The organism is Streptomyces sp. NPDC046931, from assembly GCF_040644655.1.
Classification (GTDB): domain Bacteria; phylum Actinomycetota; class Actinomycetes; order Streptomycetales; family Streptomycetaceae; genus Streptomyces.
Map to the genome: position 1 here is coordinate 184,308 of NZ_JBEYWX010000014.1, position 16,334 is coordinate 200,641.

The window sequence follows — 16,334 nt, forward strand, 5'->3', positions numbered from 1 at the left end:
TGCCGGGCGCGACACCGCCGTCGGGGCGGCTGGTCCCCGATCCGGATGTGTGGCTTTCGGCGTTCTGGCAACCGTCTTAAGGGGAGCCGGGCGACAGCGGTATGCACCACGAGCAACCGGCCGGTGCGACGGCCGGGGGAAGGACCGCATGGCAACCGAGCCTCGTTGGGACAAGGCCTGGCCGTTCGAGGCGGTCGAGAACCTCGTTGCCGACTTCAAGGGTGAACTGCACGATGTCACGGATGCGCGGCTGGCCGCGGAGGGCTTTCTGCGCCGGCTGGCGCGGGCGTCGCCACCGGCGAGCCCGGAGCACTGGAACGATGTGCTGCTGGTGGTGGACGAGCTCGCCGCCAACGCCGTCCAGTACGCGCCAGGCCCCTTCGCGCTGAGGATGCGTCCGACGTACGACGGGATCCATGTCACCCTGCACGACACCAGTACGACTCCGCCCTCACCGCGCCCCTTCCGTCCCGGGCGGCCGGGCGGGGTCGGATGGCATCTCGTGCACACGCTCTGCGACCAGGTGAGTGTGATCGTCCAGCCGGAGGGCAAGGACGTGCACGTCTTCCTCCCCTGGTAGCCCGTACGCGGTCCGCGGCACGTCCCTCAGGCGGCCTGCCGCGGCGTTTCGGAGCCGGCCGGCCGCGGAGTGAGCGGCTCGGTGCCCGGTGACGCCCCGGGCACGGCACGCAGGCGGGGGCGGTCGGACGCATCGGGGGCTTCCTCGGGGCCCGCCGGGCCCAGCATGCGCTCCTCGTACCGTCCGAGGGCCAACAGCAGGCAGAGCATGGACACGGGTATGAGCAGGGGTACGGCGATCATGAGCAGGGGTACGGCGATCATGCGAGCTCCCTCCACGGGTGTACCGTTGCGCGTTGCCGCAGTTCGCCCGTGAAAACACGGTCGGCCGCACGGACCGGCCGGGAGCCCTCAGCCCTCAGCCCCGGGCCCGGTGCGCAGGAGCACGAGAACGCTCACGAACTTGCCGCCGTCGTCACACCGCTCGATGACGATGTCGTGCGCCAGCTTGATGATCAACGGCCAGCCATAGCCCCCGCCGTCGTGCCCGACGGGCAGCGCTCCGGAGCCGAAGGCCACAGGGGGGATGTCCGGGCTGCGGTCGTAGACGGTGAGCCGGACCCCGTCCCTGGTGGGTGCCGCCTCGAAGGCCCTCAGACCGCCTCCGTGGCGGATCGCGTTGGACACCAGCTCCGAGGTGACCAGCAGCAGATCGGTGACGGCCTGCTCGGCGGGGCGGCACGCCGCGGTGTCCCAGTGGCGCCGGACGACCGCCAGGACGTGCGCGCGGGCCGAGGCGGCGCTGATGACCGGGGATACGGGTGCCGGCCCCTCCCGCAGGCCGCCGCCGTAGGTGTGCGCGGCTGCCTGCTCCTCTCCCCCGCAGACCGGATTCTCACCGTCCCGTGCCGGCAGCTCGGCCGGTTTCATCGCTCCCTCGGGCATGCGGGCGACCCGGGCGGGACCAGGCGGAGGAACGAGACCGGCGGGTGCACGGCGGGGGCCCGCCGGTACGGGGCGGAGGAGCGGAGTGCGCCGGTCCGACGAGTGGTGCCGGGACCTCGCTGCCCGGTGGGCGGCATGGCGTGATCTCGTACGTTCATCGCCCCTCCTCTACCCGGCCTCGAAGAAGCCATGGGTCCTTACGCCCGGTCGTTGCCGCCCCCGGAGCGCCGTGCCGGCGCGCAGGCGCCCCGGGGGTACCGCCGGTGGTCATTCCCCGCTCTGCGAAAGCCTGCGGTAGTACGCGTCGACCTTGGCGAGGTACTCCGGATCCAGCGTCTCCCGGTCGGTGCGGAAGAGCGGGGCGGCCTTCACCTCCTCCTTGGAGCAGGCCAGCGTGATCCGCCGCTCCCGGGTGTCGATGCCGGTGACCACACCCGCGGGAATGAGGACGCTCTTGCCGAAGACCCACACCCCGGTGTCGACGATGAGATGGCGCATGCCCAGGCTGTCGGCCTGCCGGTCGACGTGTCCCACGACCCCGTCCGTGGCCTCGACGGCGAAGCCGGTCAGGTCCTCCCCTTCCGTGTGGCCGGTTCCCGGCTCGTACCTCCACGGTCTGTCGATGGTCACGAAGCTCCCTCCCTCGATGGCTATGCAGCAGCGGATACCCGCGTCTTCGGGCGCCATTCGAGGTGTGACGGCCTTCGCGGGCCGCTCGCCGTCAGCCCGCCCCGGGCTGTTCCCCGGCGCGGCGCTCCTCGTAGGGAGCGGTGAGGTGCTCGAGGGATCCGGTGATCTCCAGAAGCCGCTGGAGCGCGGGGGGACGTTCGTCGAGACTGAGGCCGATGGCCGCCGCGTCCGTCCGCCGACGGATGGTCAGCAGGGCGGACAGACCCATGGAGTCGACGTCTCCGAGCTCAGTGAAGTCGAGGTGCAGCGCGGCCAGCCGGGGGCCGTCCTTCGGCCACTGGGCCAGCCGGCCGTCGACGGTGCGCACCAGTTCGTCGCACGTCTCGTAGTCGAGGTCGCCGGCGACGTGCACGACGATCGTGTTCCGCTCTATCTGTACCGTGAGAGCGAAGGAGGGATTGTCAGAGGGCGTCATCTAAATTTTCCGGGGCCGGGGATGTTCGGTGCTGCGGGGCGCGCCGTCACGGCGTCGTGTGCCTCGCCGAGAATACGACGGGCCCATGGGAAGTCCCCCAGCCTGGTCGCGAGGAACTCAGCGCCGGGCACAACGGGCGGGCCGCCGCGCGGCGTCCACGGGCCGGCGGGCGCCGAGCGGATCGGGCTTGTCCAGGCCGCGGTCCAGCGGCACGGCGGCCTCGCGGGCGTCCGGTGCCGAGCCGTCGGCACCCAGCGCCCGCGCGTACCGGCCGCCGGGTCCGAAGGCCGCGCCCCGACGACGGGCACCCCGACGGCCTGAACCGCGGTGATCGCGGCGTGCGCCGTGGGCAGTCCGGTCGCGAGGGACGAGGACAACGCGACGGCGTACGGGCCGGTGTGTTGCAGACGGGTGATCAGGTGCGCGGTCGGCACCTGAGCGCCGAGGAAGTCCACCCGCCGGCCGCGCAGTCCCAGGACCTCCGCCGGCAACCGGGCGGGCAGGGCGTGCCATTCCCCGTCCACGCAGGCCGCCGTCACGCGGGCCCGGCCGGGGGTCTCGCCGCGGTGTTCGGGGTGGTGGGCGAGCGCGGCGATGACCCGGTCGTGCGCGGCGGTGACCGCGTGCCCCTGTGCGACGGTGAGGCGTCCCGCGGCCCATTCCATGCCGACTCCGGCCTGCGCAGGGGCGATCAGGTCCAGCAGGGCGGCCTCCCCGCCGGTTCCGTCCCGGAGGGCGGCGAGCACCACCGCGGAGGCGGTGTACTCGTCGCCGGCGCGAACCGCCTGCCAGAGCCGGTCGCGGACCGCATCCCGTCCGGCCGTCGCGGCGGTCCGGACGGGTGTCGTGCTCACGCGGTGTACCTCCCCCGGGTGCGGCCGTCGACGGCGCTGAGGTGCGCGTGGTGCGGTGCGGTCACGGCGACCACCGCCATGTCGTCGTGGTGGCCGCCGCCGCCGACCCACTGCGCCGCGAGCGTCTGCGCGTGCTCCACCACCGCTTCCGCCGGCATGCCGACGCACTCCGCCAGCGCCGCCTTCAGACGGTCGGTACCGAAGAGTTCGTCTCCCCAGGGCCCTCCCCTGGCCTCGACGATCCCGTCGGTGAAGAGCAGACAGGTCTCGCCGGGCGTGAGTTCGAGATGTGCGGTGGTGGAGGTGATCTCGGGAAAGACACCCACCAGGGTGCCGCGCGTGTCCGCCTCCTCGACGCGGCCGTCGGCGCGGATCAGCAGGGGCGCGGGGTGTCCCGCGCTGGTGACGCGCAGCCGTACGGTGCCGCCTCGACGGATGACGGACGCCAGGGCGAGGGTGGCGAAGCGTGTGTGATGCGAGTCGATCAGCGCGCCGTTGAGCAGGCCGAGGACGCTCTGGTGGTCGGCGGCCAGTGGCAGCAGCGCCTGGAGCGTGTTGCGGATCTTCCCGGTGAGCACGGCCGCCTCGAGCCCCTTGCCGCACACGTCACCGAGGACGACCAGGGTCTCCTCCTCGTCGGTGGCGCCCGGGTGCACGTCGTAGAAGTCGCCTCCGGCGCGTTCGTCCCCGCCGTGGGGCCGGTAGGCGCCGGCGAACTCCACGCCGTGCACGCTGTGCAACTGCGGCGGCAGCAGTTCGCGCATCAGGGTCGTGGTGATGGCGGTCTGGTCGGCGTACATCCGCGCGGCCGAGATCGCGGCGCCGGCCCGCGCGGCGAAGAGACGGGCGAAGACCTCCTCGTTCTCGCCGAACGTCCTGCGGTCCTCGGTGCGCAGCAGGATGAGTGCTCCCGCGGGTACCCCGTGCCCCGGCAACGGTGACACCACGACGGAGCCCACCGGTCCGGCCAGGTCCTGGGGCACCGCCCAGTCCGGGAGCGCTCCGGGGTCGATCCAGCGTGACGGCACGGGCGGAAAGCCGCGCAGGGCCTCGGCCAGGCCCGGCACGTCCTCCGGGTTCCCGCGCACGGTCGTGTGCCTGACCTCGCCCGAGGGCCCGCACGAGGTGACGGGGTGGCCCCGGCCGCGGCCGGGAGTGACGGTGACGGCCGCATCGGCGAGATGCTCGACGGCCAGCCGGGCGGCGGCTTCCATGCAGGTCTCGACGTGCAGCGAGGCCAGCAGGGTGGTGGAGGCCCTGGCCAGGAAGGCGGTCCGCTCCCGTTCGCTGCGGAGCGCCTCCTCGGCGGCACGGCGGTCCGTGTCGTCCATGAGCCACCACATCACGTGGTCGCACCCGGAGGGGGCGGGGCGGGCTTCGAACGAGCGCTCACCGATCCGCCCGGACGCGGGAGTTGCGTCGGTTGGGTGCTGTTCGGCCGCATCCGAGGCGAACCGGTCGTGGGCCTCGAACAGCCATGGGGGTACGACGTCACGCAGCGACGACCCGTGTCCCGCCTCCGGGAACAGGCTCGCCGCAACGGCGTTCAGCTCCACCACGCGGCCACGCCCGTCCGCGACCACGACCGGGCAGGGGGCACTGCCCCAGGCCGCGCTGTGACCGTTGCCGGGCGGGGCGGACGAGGACCGCTGGGAAGTGTCCACAGGCAGGGGGCTCGCGTCCGCGGCTTGTTCCTTTCTCCGTCGCACGAGGGACAAGGCTGTTGTCGTACGGCAACCATCTCGCGTTGGGCGGTCATCCGCAAGCAGTCCGTTCCCGGCGCCGGCCGGGGCGTTTCCGAACTCAGGCGGCCAGTGCGGACGCGAGTTCGGCGGCGGCCTCGGCGAGTTCGGCGTCCGGTTCCGTGAGCAGTTGCCGCAGAGTGCCACGGTCGGCGTGTACGGCGCGCCGGGCCTCCCGCTCCCAGCCCACGTAGTTGTGACGGTGGTGGAGCAGCTTGGGGTACACGGAGGCGGTGCTCTCCCACTGCCGGGCGGCGGCGATGCTCTTGAGCAGGCGGACGATCTGCACCCGGCATGTCACCTGGGGCTGCTTGGCCAGCTCCCACAGGAAGGGAACCGTGGCGGCCGTCGCCTGATCGACGACGAAGCCGTACTGGCAGATACGTGCCCGCAGATCGCCCAGTGCCGCTCTCGCGGCGGTTTCGTCACCCCGGGCGAGGGTGCGGAGCAGAAGCGGGATCGCTTCCGCGGATCCGCTGGAGTCCTTGATCGTGCCCCATGGCACCCGCTCCAGGCCCTTCAGTGGTGTCGCCATGTCCGCTCCCCGCAAACAGTGTGGCGCCGGGCCCCCGTCGTCCCTGCCCCGCGCGCGGCCCCGACGAGCGGGCCTGCCATCCGGTACCCAGGTGATGACACGACATCTCCCTGATGCGACGTCAGCATGTGGCGTACGTCGTGCGATTGACGCCGCCGCTATTATCCACACAGTCAGTGCCGTCGTGCAATTGCATGGGAAATTGCACGACGAGTGGAACGACGGGATGCAGGAAGGGCACGCCCGCGTGCTCCGGTCCCGTGACGGAACGTCAGTGAGGAGACTGCGGTGTCTTCAGTGCCAAACGGAGTGCGGGCCAGCGCGTTGGAAGCCCGCTGGATAAAGAGCCGGCACAGCAACGCCGAGGGCAACTGCGTGGAGCTGGCCGCCCTGGCCGACGGCAGCGTCGCGGTGCGCAACTCGCGCGATCCGGAAGGGCCCGCGCTCGTGTACACGCCCGCGGAGGTGGCGGCGTTCCTGGCCGGCGCGAAGGACGGGGAGTTCGACCATCTGACGTGAGGCGGTGCGGAAAGTCGTCTCATCGGCGCATGCGGCGAGGGCCGGACGGATGCGATACTGCGGCTCCGCTTTTCCGTCGGCCAGCTGGGAGCCACGATGTCCGCCGAGTCGCACCGCATCTCCCGCCTCGAACCGTATCTGACGCGGACGGAGCCCGCTCCGACTCTGCTGAAGATGCTGGTCGGGGTGCAGTTGGCAGGCATCCGGGAGGCTGCCGGACTCTCGCAGGAACAGGCGGCGCGGGCTCTGGGTTTCAGTCCCGCGAAGCTGTCGCGCATCGAGGCGGGCAAGGGCCGCAGGCCGCCCACGGAGGGCGATGTCCGCGCGCTGCTGCGGCTCTACGGAGCGGACGACTACGAGGGCACCGTCCTGGTCAAGCTGCTGCAACGCGCCGGTGAGCCCGGCTGGTGGCAGCGCTACGACAAGCGTCTGATGCCCGAGTGGTTCGACCGTCTGGTGGGGCTCCAGGAGGCGGCGGCCGCCATCCGTACCTTCGAGATCCAATACGTTCCCGGACTGCTTCAGACCGCGGCGTACACAAGGGCCGTGGTGGAGCGGGGTCTGCCGACCGCGTCGGCCGCCGAGGTGGAACGCCGGGTGGAACTGCGCATGCGCAGGCGGGAGCTGCTGACGCGCGCCGACGCCCCTCAGCTGTGGGCCATTCTCGACGAGTCGGTCCTGCTGAGGGTACTGGGCGGCCGCGAGGTGATGCGCGAACAGCTCGAGCACCTTGTCGCGATGGCCCGGCTGCCGCATGTGACCGTGCAGATCGTGCCGCTGGACGTGACGCACGCGTCGGCCCCGGCGATCCCGGTGACCTATCTGCGCTTCGGTGGTCTCGATCTGCCGGACATCGTCTACCTGGAGCACATCAGGAGCGCCAACTTCCTGGAGGACCGCGACGAGACGGAGGAGTACCGGGTGGTGCTGGACCGGCTCGCCGACGAGGCCCTCAACCCCCGTGCGTCCCTGGAGCGGTTGCGGACGACGCTGGAGGATCGCTACTCGGCCCGCTGACGCCAAATCAGCGGGCCACGGTCTCCGGCCAGGTCAGCGGATGCGCCCCACGCCGCCGAACTCGATCCATTCCTGGGTGAGTTGCCGCGGCGCCACTTCAGTGTCGGGTCGCCAGGTGGACACCTCCACCAGGCCCGGCTCGAGGATGTCCATCCCCTCGAACCAGGCGGCGACGTCCTTCTCCTCACGGACGCGGCCCCAGTGCCCCTGGGTGGCCTGGGCCATGAAATCGGTGACGAAGTCCCGTACTTCGGGGTTCTCGCTGACCAGCTGGCACATCACCAGGTAGCTGCCGGGCACGAGACGCTCGGCCACACGGCGCACCAGGGCGGGCGGCCCGTCGGTCTCGCTGTCCGGAATGCAGTGCATGACCGAGTTGAAGAGCACGGCCACCGGCTGCGAGAAGTCGATCAGACGCCGGGTCTCCGCGTGGGAGAAGACGGCCTCGGTGTCCCGCATGTCGGCCTGGATGACCGCGGTCCGCTCGTCCTGCTCCAGCAGCGCCCGGCCATGGACCAGAACCATGGGGTCGTTGTCGACGTACACCACGTGGGAGCCGGGGTCGATCCGCTGCGCGACCTGGTGGACGTTGTCCTGGGTGGGCAGTCCGGATCCATGGTCGAGGAACTGCCGGATGCCGTACTCCCCCGCGAGGGTCCGCACGACGCGCTGCAGAAACCTCCGGTTGTTCAGCGCGAGCGCCCGCGTGCTGGGCACGACCTTGTCCAGCGCCTCGCAGGCCGCCCGGTCGACCGTGTAGTTGTCCTTGCCGCCCAGGTAGTGGTCGTACATGCGGGCGGCCGTCGGCACCGTGGCGTCGATCGACGTGGACAACTGCCTTCCTGGCTGCATCGTTCCCCCAGATCCATGCCATGCCGTCGGGACCGGCTCGACGGGCGTCCCAATCCTAGGGAAGGGTCGTCGGCCGGTGCCAGCCGTCTGGCGAAGTACGCCGTCCACCCGGACGCGTACCCTCCAGTAATATGCGCTCGAGCCTGTCCGGAGGAGGAACGGTGTCACGGTCGCAACGCTCACCCCTGTTGCTCGCGGGCCTGCTGGCCGCCGCGGGCGTCGGGCACTTCGCGGCGCCACGGCAGTTCGACGCGATCGTCCCGCGCGCCCTGCCGGGCAGGGCCCGGGCCTGGACCTATGCGAGCGGTGCCGTGGAACTGGCGCTGGCGGCCGGGGTGGCGTCGCCCCGTACACGCCGTACGGCCGCACGGGCGGCGGCGGCCTTCTTCGTCGGCGTGTTCCCTGCGAACGTGCAGATGGCCGTGGACTGGAGCGAGCGTCCCGCACCCCTGCGGGCCGCCGCCCTGGCCCGGCTGCCGCTCCAGGTGCCGCTGGTGCTGTGGGCGCGTGGCGTGGCCAGGAACTCAGAGGAGAGATCATGACGGATCGCATCGAAGTGGGCACCCGGATCGAGGACTTCGCCCTGCCGGACGAGACCGGGACGCAGCGGCGACTGTCCGAACTCCTCACCGAGGGGCCGGTCGTGCTCTTCTTCTATCCGGCCGCCCTCACGCCCGGCTGCACCGCCGAGGCGTGCCACTTCCGGGACCTGGCCGCCGAGTTCGCGGCCGTCGGGGCGCGGCCGGTCGGCATCAGCGGTGACGACGTGGACCGGCAGCGGGAGTTCACCGGCCGCCACGCCCTGGGATTCCCTCTGCTGTCGGATGCGGACGGGACGGTCCGGGAGCGCTTCGGCGTCCGGCGCGGTTTCTCCCTCGCCCCCACCAAGCGGGTCACCTTCGTCATCGGCGAGGACCGCACGGTCCTCGAGGTGGTGCGCAGCGAACTGCGGATGAGCGCGCACGCCGACCGGGCGCTGGCCGCCCTGCGCGCCCGCAGGACCTGACGGCCGGCCACCCTGGGCCGGGCAGCGCCTTGCGTCCTGCGTCACCGGCTCCGGTGCGAGGAAGCCGGTGACGCAGGACGGGCAGGACGTCAGGACTCGGGACACTCCTTCCAGGCCAGGTGGTAGATGGTGCTGATGTCACCGTCCGTCGAGTCCATCGTCATGAAACTCGAGCTGCCGGGCGCCGATGTGCCGGCATTGACGCGCAGTTCGGTGTTGATGTTGAAGTTGCGCTGCACTCCGCAGGGCGCCCACACCAGCTGCGCCCAGTCCGTGCTGTCCGTGGCCTGCCAGTTGTCGTTGTACGGACCGGAGAACGGGTGGGTGCGCGCCGCCGTGCTCGACGAGCCCTGGAAGTAGTACGAGGCCTTCTGCGTGCTGCTCGCCCCGCGCTGGAGGGCGGCGAAGCCGCGGTAGTCGGCGCTGGCGACGGCGTACGTGAAGCCCTGCGGCACATGCACGATCAGGTTGAGCTGGCAGTTCTTGCGGAACGCCGTGGGGTCGGCGTTCCCGCCGACCTGGGCCAGGTAGTCGCTGTAGGTCACCGTGAAGGCGGTGTTGTCCGGGGAGACGGCCACCGCTGCGGTGCCCTGGCGGCAGCCGGAGCCGTTCACCGTGGCGACCTTGATGACGATCTTGTCCGGGGGCGGGTCGGTGAACCCGCCGGACGGGTCCTGCGCGGGCACTGCGGTGGCGACGAGCGCGGCGATCGCGCCGCCGAGGAACAGTCCACCAGCCATGGTTCTCCCATCCGTTGCATCGGTTCTCCGGCGGTACGCACCGCCGGGTGTTGGGGGGTGCGGTCCCGCGGGCAGGCGGGACCGTCGCGGACCAGGTGCGTTGGATCAGATACCGAGCCGTACCGAGCATGCGCATGCCAATCACACGCGCAGCACCCGGCCTGTGAAAGAGCTGTGAAGGCCGGGAGCGACCGCATCGTATGTACTGCGCCACACAGCCGGAACGTCCATCTCCGGCCAATCGTGCGTCGCGTGCTGGCGCCGGGTCGCCGAAGGCATGGGTCCGCCGCCCCACGCCGTTCCGGGGGCGGCGGACCGGGCCGGCCCGGTCAGTGGGCGGGCCAGCCGTCCAGGTGGCGGTGGAGGGTGACGGTCGGCTGCTCGGCGCCCTTGGGCGCGTGCGCGACCGCGTCGTGGAGCACGGTGTTGACCTCGGCGGCCAGGGCGTCGGCCCGCTTCCTCAGGTCGGTGGCCGGCAGGGTCGAACGGGTGAGCGCGTCCAGCCGCCCGTGGATGTCGGCGAGGCGCCGCCTGGTCTCCTGGTCCAGGGTGAGGGGACGTGGCGTGGAGACGACGAACTGGTAGGCGCCGGCGAGGGTCTGACAGCCGCCGCAGTGGTTGTTGACCGCGTCACCGCGGTTCAGGGCGGTCAGATGGGTGTGCTCCCCCGCCATCGTCACGATCTGGAAGGACAGGGCGACCGAGCGGCAGTGGTCGTCGACCGAGCAGCCCACCCCGACGGCATTGGCCTGATTGCGCACGGTCGCGGCGTCGACCGTGCCGAACTGGCGCACGGTGAAGGAGTCCTTGGCCTGCGCGTGGTGATGGAAGTCCGCGCGGCTGAAGGTCTGGTCGACGGCGACCGCCGTGTGCTCAGGCGTTCCCGTCGCCGCCTGCGCGGGTACGGCGGTGGCGATGCCGGCCGCGCCGGCGGCGAACAGACCGATGCGGACGGCGCGTTGGGTGAACGCCGAATGCGTACGGGGTTTGCGGTGCTGGTTCACTTGGGTCTCCCGCTGGAGTGATGTCGACGGACGGTGCGCCGCCGGACCGGGGTGCATGCACGGCACCGCCGGCCGGTGGCGGGGACCGGTCCCGGGCCCAGGACCGGGACCGGTCCGTACGACCCCCGGGGCGTGGCCCGGGGTGTTCAGGAAGCGGTGGGCGTGGGCGACCCGGCGGGCGGCTCGCTCGACGCGGCCGGCACGGACGGGGTGTCGGCCGGAGACGACGGCGTGGAGGGCGAGGCGGAGGCGGGGGTCGGGGGAACCGACGCCGGGCCCCCGCTCGGGTCGGGACTGCCGGTCGGCTTGCCGCCGGGGGCCCCGGACGGCGGGTTCGAGGGGCTGGGCCCGGGACTCACGGAGCCGGACGGCCTCACGGAGGCGGAGGGACCGGCCGAGGCGCTCGGGGACACCGTGCCGGAGGGCACGCCCGAGACCGTCGCCGAGGGCGTGACGCCGGGCTGGCCGGGTGTCGTGGCGCGCCGTGCGGGCGGGGCGGAGGTGGACACACCGGGTTGCAGTATCGGGGCGATCGGGGGCTTCTTCGGCAGCGGCTCCGGCGTCAGACCCGACACCCAGGCGTAGCTGAGGCCGCCCAGTCCGACCAGGATCACCCCGCACAACGCCACGCGCAGTCCGGGCCGTCCGGCCGTCGACTTCGCGGCGCCCCGCCACAGGCGCCCGCCGAGTTTCACCGACAGATAGACGACGCCCGCCATGGGGCACAGCAGCATGACGCAGCCGACCACGCCCATCAGGCCCGCCGCGATCTGCCCGTGTGCGAACGCGCCGCCGGTGCCGAGGACTTGCTCGGTCAGCGAACGGAACATGGTGGTGGTGATCCGGGGCAGGTTCCACAGTGCGTAGCCCAGCTCGCCGACCAGCAGGGGCACCATCGTCAGCACCCAGGTGGCGACGATGACACGGGCCGACTTCTTGAGCGCGGCGACCTCGGCGCGGGCCCTGCGTCCCTTGGCTCCCGGGACCAGGCTCAGCAGGATCGGCTTGATCTTGCCGTAGAGGTCGGGAACTCCGGCGAGGTCGCCGAGGATGTAGTAGCCGTCCAGGCGCACGGCCGGCATCAGCTGTTCGAGGATCTCGAAGTGCCCCAGATAGACGGCGGCCAGGAAGAACGCCTGGCCGCTCAGGGCGTAGCCGCCGGCCATGGCCAGCATGAAGACGACGTTGAAGTAGACGCCGCCGAGGTCGGTGCGGAGCCGGCCGACCCGCCCGATGCGGTAGACGTCGGTGACGTCCGTGTACATCGAGGGCCAGATGAGGAACAGTCCGCAGCCGATGCAGCCGGGCCGGGCGCCGCCGTAGCGGCAGGCCGAGGCGTGGCCGAACTCGTGGAAGACCAGGGACGCCACGGTCAGCACGAACACCACGAGCAGCAGCACGGGCTGGTCCAGCACCTCCAGCACGGGAGTGATCGCGCCGAAGAACAGGAACAGCCAGACGTCCAGCACGGCGATCCCCGCGAGCACGGCCATGACCACCAGGGGCCGGTGCAGCCAGGCCAGCGCGCGGGCGATCCTCGCCACACGCCGCTCGTTGAACAGGACGCGATGCCCCTTCAGGGCCAGGAGCAGGTCCGATCGGGGCGCGGAGACCTGGTCGTCCTCCTGCCCCTCGGGGACCGTCACACCGAGCGGGTCGAGCTTGTTCTCGATCAGGTAGCGGATGTTCTCCGCGCTGACCTCGCGTCCGAACCGGGCGCTGACCCGGTGGGCGATCGTCTCGATGTCGCGGTTGCCGTCGATCGACGACGCGACCAGATGGAGCAGCCGGGTCAGCTGCACGACCTGCCCGTCCCCCCGACGGGCGATGTACCTGGGCTCGGTGAACCCCGATCCCTGGTATTCGCCGTGCAGTTGCAGTCCCGCACTGAGCCGCGGCACGACCGGCTTCTCGAGGCCGACGACGGTCGAGCCGCCGGTGGCGACCTGCTCGTAGGTCACCGGCATCCCCCCGGGCCCGGGTACCGGGCCGGTGTCGTACAGTGCCGCGGCGTTGTCCCCCAGCAGCGTCATGTGCGCCTTTCCTCCCCCAAGAGGCGGACCGCGCGTGCCCTGAGCGCGGTCCGCCGAATGTGCCCTCGTCTTACGGGGGTTACTGCTTGATGGTGATCGACTGAGCGGCCTGGGACTCGGCGACCGACCACGCGGAGTGGTCGTTGAGCGCGGCCGACTCGTTGTGCGCGGAGACGTTGGCGACGTGCTTGGTGACGTTCACCGTCTTGCCGAAGCTGAACTTCAGCCGACCGAGGGCCTCACGGCCCGGCAGCAGCTCCGCGGACTCGGCTTCCAGCTCGTACGCGTTCATGCTCATGGCGTGTCCTTTCCTGAAGAACTTCGTTGACAGGCTTGATGGGGCCGGGCGGGTTCAGGTACCGCCCGGCGAGAGGTGGTGACGTGTCGTCGGCTTGCGAAGCCAGGTGGGGGTACCGCCGCGGCGGGCGGAGGTGTGTGGTGATGCGTCGCCGCGGCGGTACCGGGTGCCGCACGGTGCCGGGGCGCCGACCCGTGCGGCACCGGATCACTGGCTGATGTTGATGGACTGGGCGGCGCCCGAGTCCGCCACCGACCACAGGGAGTGGTCGTTGAGCGCGGCCGACTCGTTGTGCGCGGAGACGTTGGCGACGTGCTTGGTGACGTTCACCGTCTTGCCGAAGCTGAACTTCAGCCGACCGAGGGCCTCACGGCCCGGCAGCAGCTCCGCGGACTCGGCGTCCAGCTCACGAGGATCCATCATGATCGATTCCCCCTCAGGGTTCGCGATGTGTTCCCGTCGGACACGATCAGGTCCCCCCGGATCGTGTCCAACTCCGTCGGACGGGCTGTCCAACGAGATTGGACACTAGGCGCCGCGACCGCTGTGACGCAAGCGGTTCGGGAGAACACCTTCCGTCACTCACCCAAGTCGCCCCTAGAATGATCCGACACGGAAGAGTTCCGCCCGGCGGCGAGCAGGAAGTGACCATCGGTGGCCAACGCACTGCAGCAGATCATCCGCGAGCGGCTGGACGGCGAACGCTGGTCGTACGGCGACGTCGCCCGCCGCGGAGGTATCCCCCGCTCCACGGTCCACCACCTGGCCACCGCCGACCACATGACCCGTATGCCCCAGCCGGCCACCCTCGAAGGGCTGGCGCAGGGCCTGGGACTGCCCCTGCGGACCATCCGCCAGGCCGCGGCGGAGGCCTGCGGCATCCATCTCTACGCCCCGGCCGGCGAGCCGGCGCCCGTCTCCGACGCCTCCGGGGACCCCGAGGTGGATGTGCTCATCGCCAGTGTGCAGCGCCTGTCGGCGGAGGACCGCCGTCATGTCGCGGCGCTGGTCGAGTCGCTGCTCAAGCGCGGTTCGGACGCTTCCTGACCGCAGTCGGCGCCAAGCGGAGCGGACCGGCACCCCACCGGCCACTTCCGCAAAAAGAAGCCACTCCCGCCCAAACACCCATGATCCGCCGCTAGTCTCGTCCTCCTGCCCGGGTCCGTGAGCCGCTCGCCCCGGGCTTACTGGGGGGAACCTTGCTCTTCGTACACGGCGGCCCCACCACCGCCATCGTCAAAGGGCCGACGGGAGAATCCGTGGTCCTGCTCTCCGGCGAACTGCCGGCCGACCTCACCGACGCCGCCATCGGTGAACTGCTCGATCTTGCGGCGGCCGTCCTGAGCGAGGACGAACTCGCGCTGTTCGACCAGTGCCTCGCCATGCTCCGCCGCGGCGAGGGACCCACCCCGCAGCGCATCGAGGTCAACGGAGCCGTGCTCACCGTCTACCGCGAGTGAGCCGGTGGAGCCGCCACCGGGCGCGGGGACCACCTCGTACGCAATTCCGGACACCAGGAGCATCGCCCGGAGCCCCGGAGCAGGGCACCATCACAGCCATGGGAAAGACCGCACCACCGCGCCACGGCCCCGTCTTCCGGGCGGCGCCATGAGCCCGGCTCGCATCCCCGGCCTGATCGTGCCGCTCGTCTTCCTGTTCGCCCTCGTGGCCGGTGCCGTGTGGTACTGGCGGCACCGTGGCGACTAGGGCGCGTCGCCTCGGCCCCTGGGGTCAGCTCGGCCCTCGTTCCGCCTGCTCGCGCAGAAACGTGCTGATCTGTCCGGCCAGAATCTCCGACACACCGTCGGGACGGGCACCCGTTCCGGGCATGCCGTCCGGCGCGCTCAGATCGCCGGACCACAGATACCGGTCGGCCCATTCGTCGCCCGCCTTGATCTGCACCTGGATGTCGACGAGGGCCAGGCAGGACTCCGGAGCGGCCGCGTACAGCACCGCGGTCGCGCGGCGCAGCGGATAGAGATCGAAGCCCTCGATGAACTGCGAGTTGCGCCAGTCGAGGAAAGCGCTCTCGCCGTCGGCGCCGGTGCGGATGTCGAGTTGACCGTCTTCGAGGTGGATGCCGACGACGTCCCCTCCCCGGTTCTCGACGGTCACCCGGAAGCGGAAATACGTCAGGCCCTCGGCCGCATCGTCCCGCCCGCGCGGCGGCTCCGCCTTTTCCAGACGGTGTACGCGGACACGCAGACCGGCATGCTCGTCCGAGCATTCCTGCCAGTCACCGATCACCTGGGGCTCGCGCACAGTCCACCTCTCCACTTCCGCGCCATGTTTCCTATCCGCGCGCGCAACAAAGTGTCAAATGCGCCGAACACCACGTGGCCAGCGATTTTGCCGCTCTTGATCACCGATCAAGCCGTGCGCAGCAAGGATCGCCCGAAGGACCCGGAAGGGGCGATCGCGCACGTGTCGCACATCACGCAGAACGCCACCCGCAAAGAACCGGCCACGGGGCGCTTTCGGAGGGTCACAGCGGCGGCTGGCACACTGCACGCCATGGCCCCGATCACGCCCGCCCGCGCACTGCGCCTGCTCGTCACCGGGCTGGTCTGCCTGACCACCGCGAGCGGCGCTCTCGTCGGCGCGCTCTTCGGCGGGGCCCGGATCGCCCTGGCCGCCGCGGCGTGCACCGGTGCGGCGACCGCGCTCTGCGCGTTCTTCCTCCGCCGACGGGCGCTGACGCACTTCGCCGCGGCCCGGCGGCAGGCCGGTGTACGGGGCTACGCCGAAGGCATCGCGCACGGGGTGCTCCTGCACGTCGCCGTGTACGAGGCCGCGGTCTTCCCGCGCACGGGACCGGCGGGGGTCACTGCGGAGGAGCGGGCCGCGCGGCGCACGGTCGCGTACCGGATGGCCGCGCTCGACGAAGTGCCCCGGCCGGTGCGGGAAGCCGCCGCCGACGCGCTCGCGGCCCTGGACGCCGCCGACCGTACCCGCGCCGAGGAGGCCCTCGCCCACCTCGCCTCCACCGTGCGGCAGGAGTATGCCCGGCCCTGAACGGCCCGGGCGGCCGCGGTCCGTCGTTCGCCGTTCCGGTGCGGGCGACGTGGCCCCTTCGCCGTTGAGCAAGGTCATACCGTGCCGACGTAGCAAAGGGCATGACGATGTACGAACAGCGGTCGCTCCTCACAGCCGACGACGGGCGCA

Annotated in this window: 21 protein-coding genes and 1 pseudogene; 8 read left to right on the forward strand and 14 right to left on the reverse strand. The window is 71.4% G+C overall.

Annotation, left to right across the window (positions count from 1 at the left end):
• Positions 1-148 precede the first annotated feature (148 nt).
• Positions 149-580 carry an ATP-binding protein gene (locus ABZ876_RS24045; RefSeq protein ID WP_361784718.1) on the forward strand — a complete coding sequence of 144 codons (432 nt, stop codon included), beginning with the start codon at positions 149-151 and terminating at the stop codon, positions 578-580.
• 26 nt (positions 581-606) lie between these two features.
• Here ABZ876_RS24045 and ABZ876_RS24050 read toward each other — a convergent pair whose 3' ends face one another.
• From ABZ876_RS24050 to ABZ876_RS24080, 7 genes and pseudogenes are all read right to left on the reverse strand, one after another.
• Positions 607-843: a hypothetical protein gene (locus tag ABZ876_RS24050; RefSeq protein ID WP_361784721.1), complete on the reverse strand. Its 237-nt coding sequence runs from the start codon at positions 841-843 to the stop codon at positions 607-609.
• Positions 844-930: 87 nt separating this feature from the next.
• Positions 931-1,449 (reverse strand): ATP-binding protein, encoded by a 519-nt coding sequence (locus ABZ876_RS24055; protein ID WP_361784724.1) that lies wholly within the window; start codon positions 1,447-1,449, stop codon positions 931-933.
• Between the two features lie 282 nt (positions 1,450-1,731).
• The gene (locus ABZ876_RS24060) at positions 1,732-2,094 is read right to left on the reverse strand and encodes a PRC-barrel domain containing protein (RefSeq protein WP_361784727.1); all 363 of its coding nucleotides are present in this window, start codon (positions 2,092-2,094) and stop codon (positions 1,732-1,734) included.
• A gap of 91 nt (positions 2,095-2,185) precedes the next feature.
• Positions 2,186-2,569 (reverse strand): STAS domain-containing protein, encoded by a 384-nt coding sequence (locus ABZ876_RS24065; RefSeq protein ID WP_361784730.1) that lies wholly within the window; start codon positions 2,567-2,569, stop codon positions 2,186-2,188.
• 213 nt (positions 2,570-2,782) lie between these two features.
• Positions 2,783-3,423, reverse strand: a pseudogene (locus tag ABZ876_RS24070) (B12-binding domain-containing protein); the annotation flags it as partial.
• Positions 3,420-5,087, reverse strand: a complete 1,668-nt coding sequence (locus ABZ876_RS24075) for a SpoIIE family protein phosphatase (RefSeq protein WP_361784733.1) — start codon at positions 5,085-5,087, stop codon at positions 3,420-3,422. The gene ABZ876_RS24075 and the pseudogene ABZ876_RS24070, both read right to left, overlap by 4 nt.
• 139 nt (positions 5,088-5,226) lie before the next feature.
• Positions 5,227-5,700 carry a hypothetical protein gene (locus tag ABZ876_RS24080; protein ID WP_361784736.1) on the reverse strand — a complete coding sequence of 158 codons (474 nt, stop codon included), beginning with the start codon at positions 5,698-5,700 and terminating at the stop codon, positions 5,227-5,229.
• Between the two features lie 288 nt (positions 5,701-5,988).
• Between ABZ876_RS24080 and ABZ876_RS24085 the strand changes: the two genes are divergently transcribed.
• Entirely contained in the window at positions 5,989-6,219 is a 231-nt protein-coding gene (locus ABZ876_RS24085) for a DUF397 domain-containing protein (RefSeq protein ID WP_361784739.1), read from the forward strand.
• Between the two features lie 96 nt (positions 6,220-6,315).
• Positions 6,316-7,236 carry a helix-turn-helix transcriptional regulator gene (locus tag ABZ876_RS24090; protein WP_361784742.1) on the forward strand — a complete coding sequence of 307 codons (921 nt, stop codon included), beginning with the start codon at positions 6,316-6,318 and terminating at the stop codon, positions 7,234-7,236.
• Between the two features lie 33 nt (positions 7,237-7,269).
• Here ABZ876_RS24090 and ABZ876_RS24095 read toward each other — a convergent pair whose 3' ends face one another.
• A complete protein-coding gene (locus ABZ876_RS24095; protein ID WP_361784745.1) occupies positions 7,270-8,088 on the reverse strand; it encodes an SAM-dependent methyltransferase in 819 nt (272 codons plus the stop codon).
• 161 nt (positions 8,089-8,249) lie between these two features.
• Here ABZ876_RS24095 and ABZ876_RS24100 point away from each other — a divergent pair, with 161 nt between their 5' ends.
• Positions 8,250-8,630, forward strand: a complete 381-nt coding sequence (locus ABZ876_RS24100; protein ID WP_361784748.1) for a hypothetical protein — start codon at positions 8,250-8,252, stop codon at positions 8,628-8,630.
• The gene (locus ABZ876_RS24105; protein ID WP_361784751.1) at positions 8,627-9,094 is read left to right on the forward strand and encodes a peroxiredoxin; all 468 of its coding nucleotides are present in this window, start codon (positions 8,627-8,629) and stop codon (positions 9,092-9,094) included. Before ABZ876_RS24100 ends, ABZ876_RS24105 begins: the two co-directional genes overlap by 4 nt.
• Before the next feature lie 89 nt (positions 9,095-9,183).
• On the opposite strand, the gene ABZ876_RS24110 is transcribed toward ABZ876_RS24105, so the two are convergent.
• From ABZ876_RS24110 to ABZ876_RS24130, 5 genes are all read right to left on the reverse strand, one after another.
• Complete coding sequence (locus tag ABZ876_RS24110) at positions 9,184-9,834, reverse strand: DUF4360 domain-containing protein (protein WP_361784754.1); 651 nt, start codon at positions 9,832-9,834, stop codon at positions 9,184-9,186.
• Positions 9,835-10,163: 329 nt separating this feature from the next.
• Complete coding sequence (locus tag ABZ876_RS24115; protein ID WP_361784757.1) at positions 10,164-10,838, reverse strand: hypothetical protein; 675 nt, start codon at positions 10,836-10,838, stop codon at positions 10,164-10,166.
• A 146-nt stretch (positions 10,839-10,984) separates the two neighbouring features.
• Positions 10,985-12,871: a hypothetical protein gene (locus ABZ876_RS24120; protein WP_361784760.1), complete on the reverse strand. Its 1,887-nt coding sequence runs from the start codon at positions 12,869-12,871 to the stop codon at positions 10,985-10,987.
• Positions 12,872-12,950: 79 nt separating this feature from the next.
• Positions 12,951-13,169, reverse strand: a complete 219-nt coding sequence (locus ABZ876_RS24125) for a hypothetical protein (RefSeq protein WP_361784763.1) — start codon at positions 13,167-13,169, stop codon at positions 12,951-12,953.
• 207 nt (positions 13,170-13,376) lie between these two features.
• The gene (locus ABZ876_RS24130) at positions 13,377-13,592 is read right to left on the reverse strand and encodes a hypothetical protein (protein WP_361784766.1); all 216 of its coding nucleotides are present in this window, start codon (positions 13,590-13,592) and stop codon (positions 13,377-13,379) included.
• A 231-nt stretch (positions 13,593-13,823) separates the two neighbouring features.
• Here ABZ876_RS24130 and ABZ876_RS24135 point away from each other — a divergent pair, with 231 nt between their 5' ends.
• Together ABZ876_RS24135 and ABZ876_RS24140 are read left to right on the forward strand one after the other, a co-directional pair.
• Entirely contained in the window at positions 13,824-14,216 is a 393-nt protein-coding gene (locus ABZ876_RS24135; RefSeq protein ID WP_361784769.1) for a helix-turn-helix transcriptional regulator, read from the forward strand.
• Between the two features lie 152 nt (positions 14,217-14,368).
• Complete coding sequence (locus tag ABZ876_RS24140; RefSeq protein WP_234518760.1) at positions 14,369-14,629, forward strand: hypothetical protein; 261 nt, start codon at positions 14,369-14,371, stop codon at positions 14,627-14,629.
• 271 nt (positions 14,630-14,900) lie between these two features.
• Here the strand turns inward: ABZ876_RS24140 and ABZ876_RS24145 are convergent, their stop codons facing one another.
• A complete protein-coding gene (locus tag ABZ876_RS24145) occupies positions 14,901-15,431 on the reverse strand; it encodes a hypothetical protein (protein ID WP_361784772.1) in 531 nt (176 codons plus the stop codon).
• A gap of 252 nt (positions 15,432-15,683) precedes the next feature.
• Between ABZ876_RS24145 and ABZ876_RS24150 the strand changes: the two genes are divergently transcribed.
• Positions 15,684-16,184 (forward strand): hypothetical protein, encoded by a 501-nt coding sequence (locus tag ABZ876_RS24150; RefSeq protein ID WP_361784775.1) that lies wholly within the window; start codon positions 15,684-15,686, stop codon positions 16,182-16,184.
• Positions 16,185-16,334 lie beyond the last annotated feature (150 nt).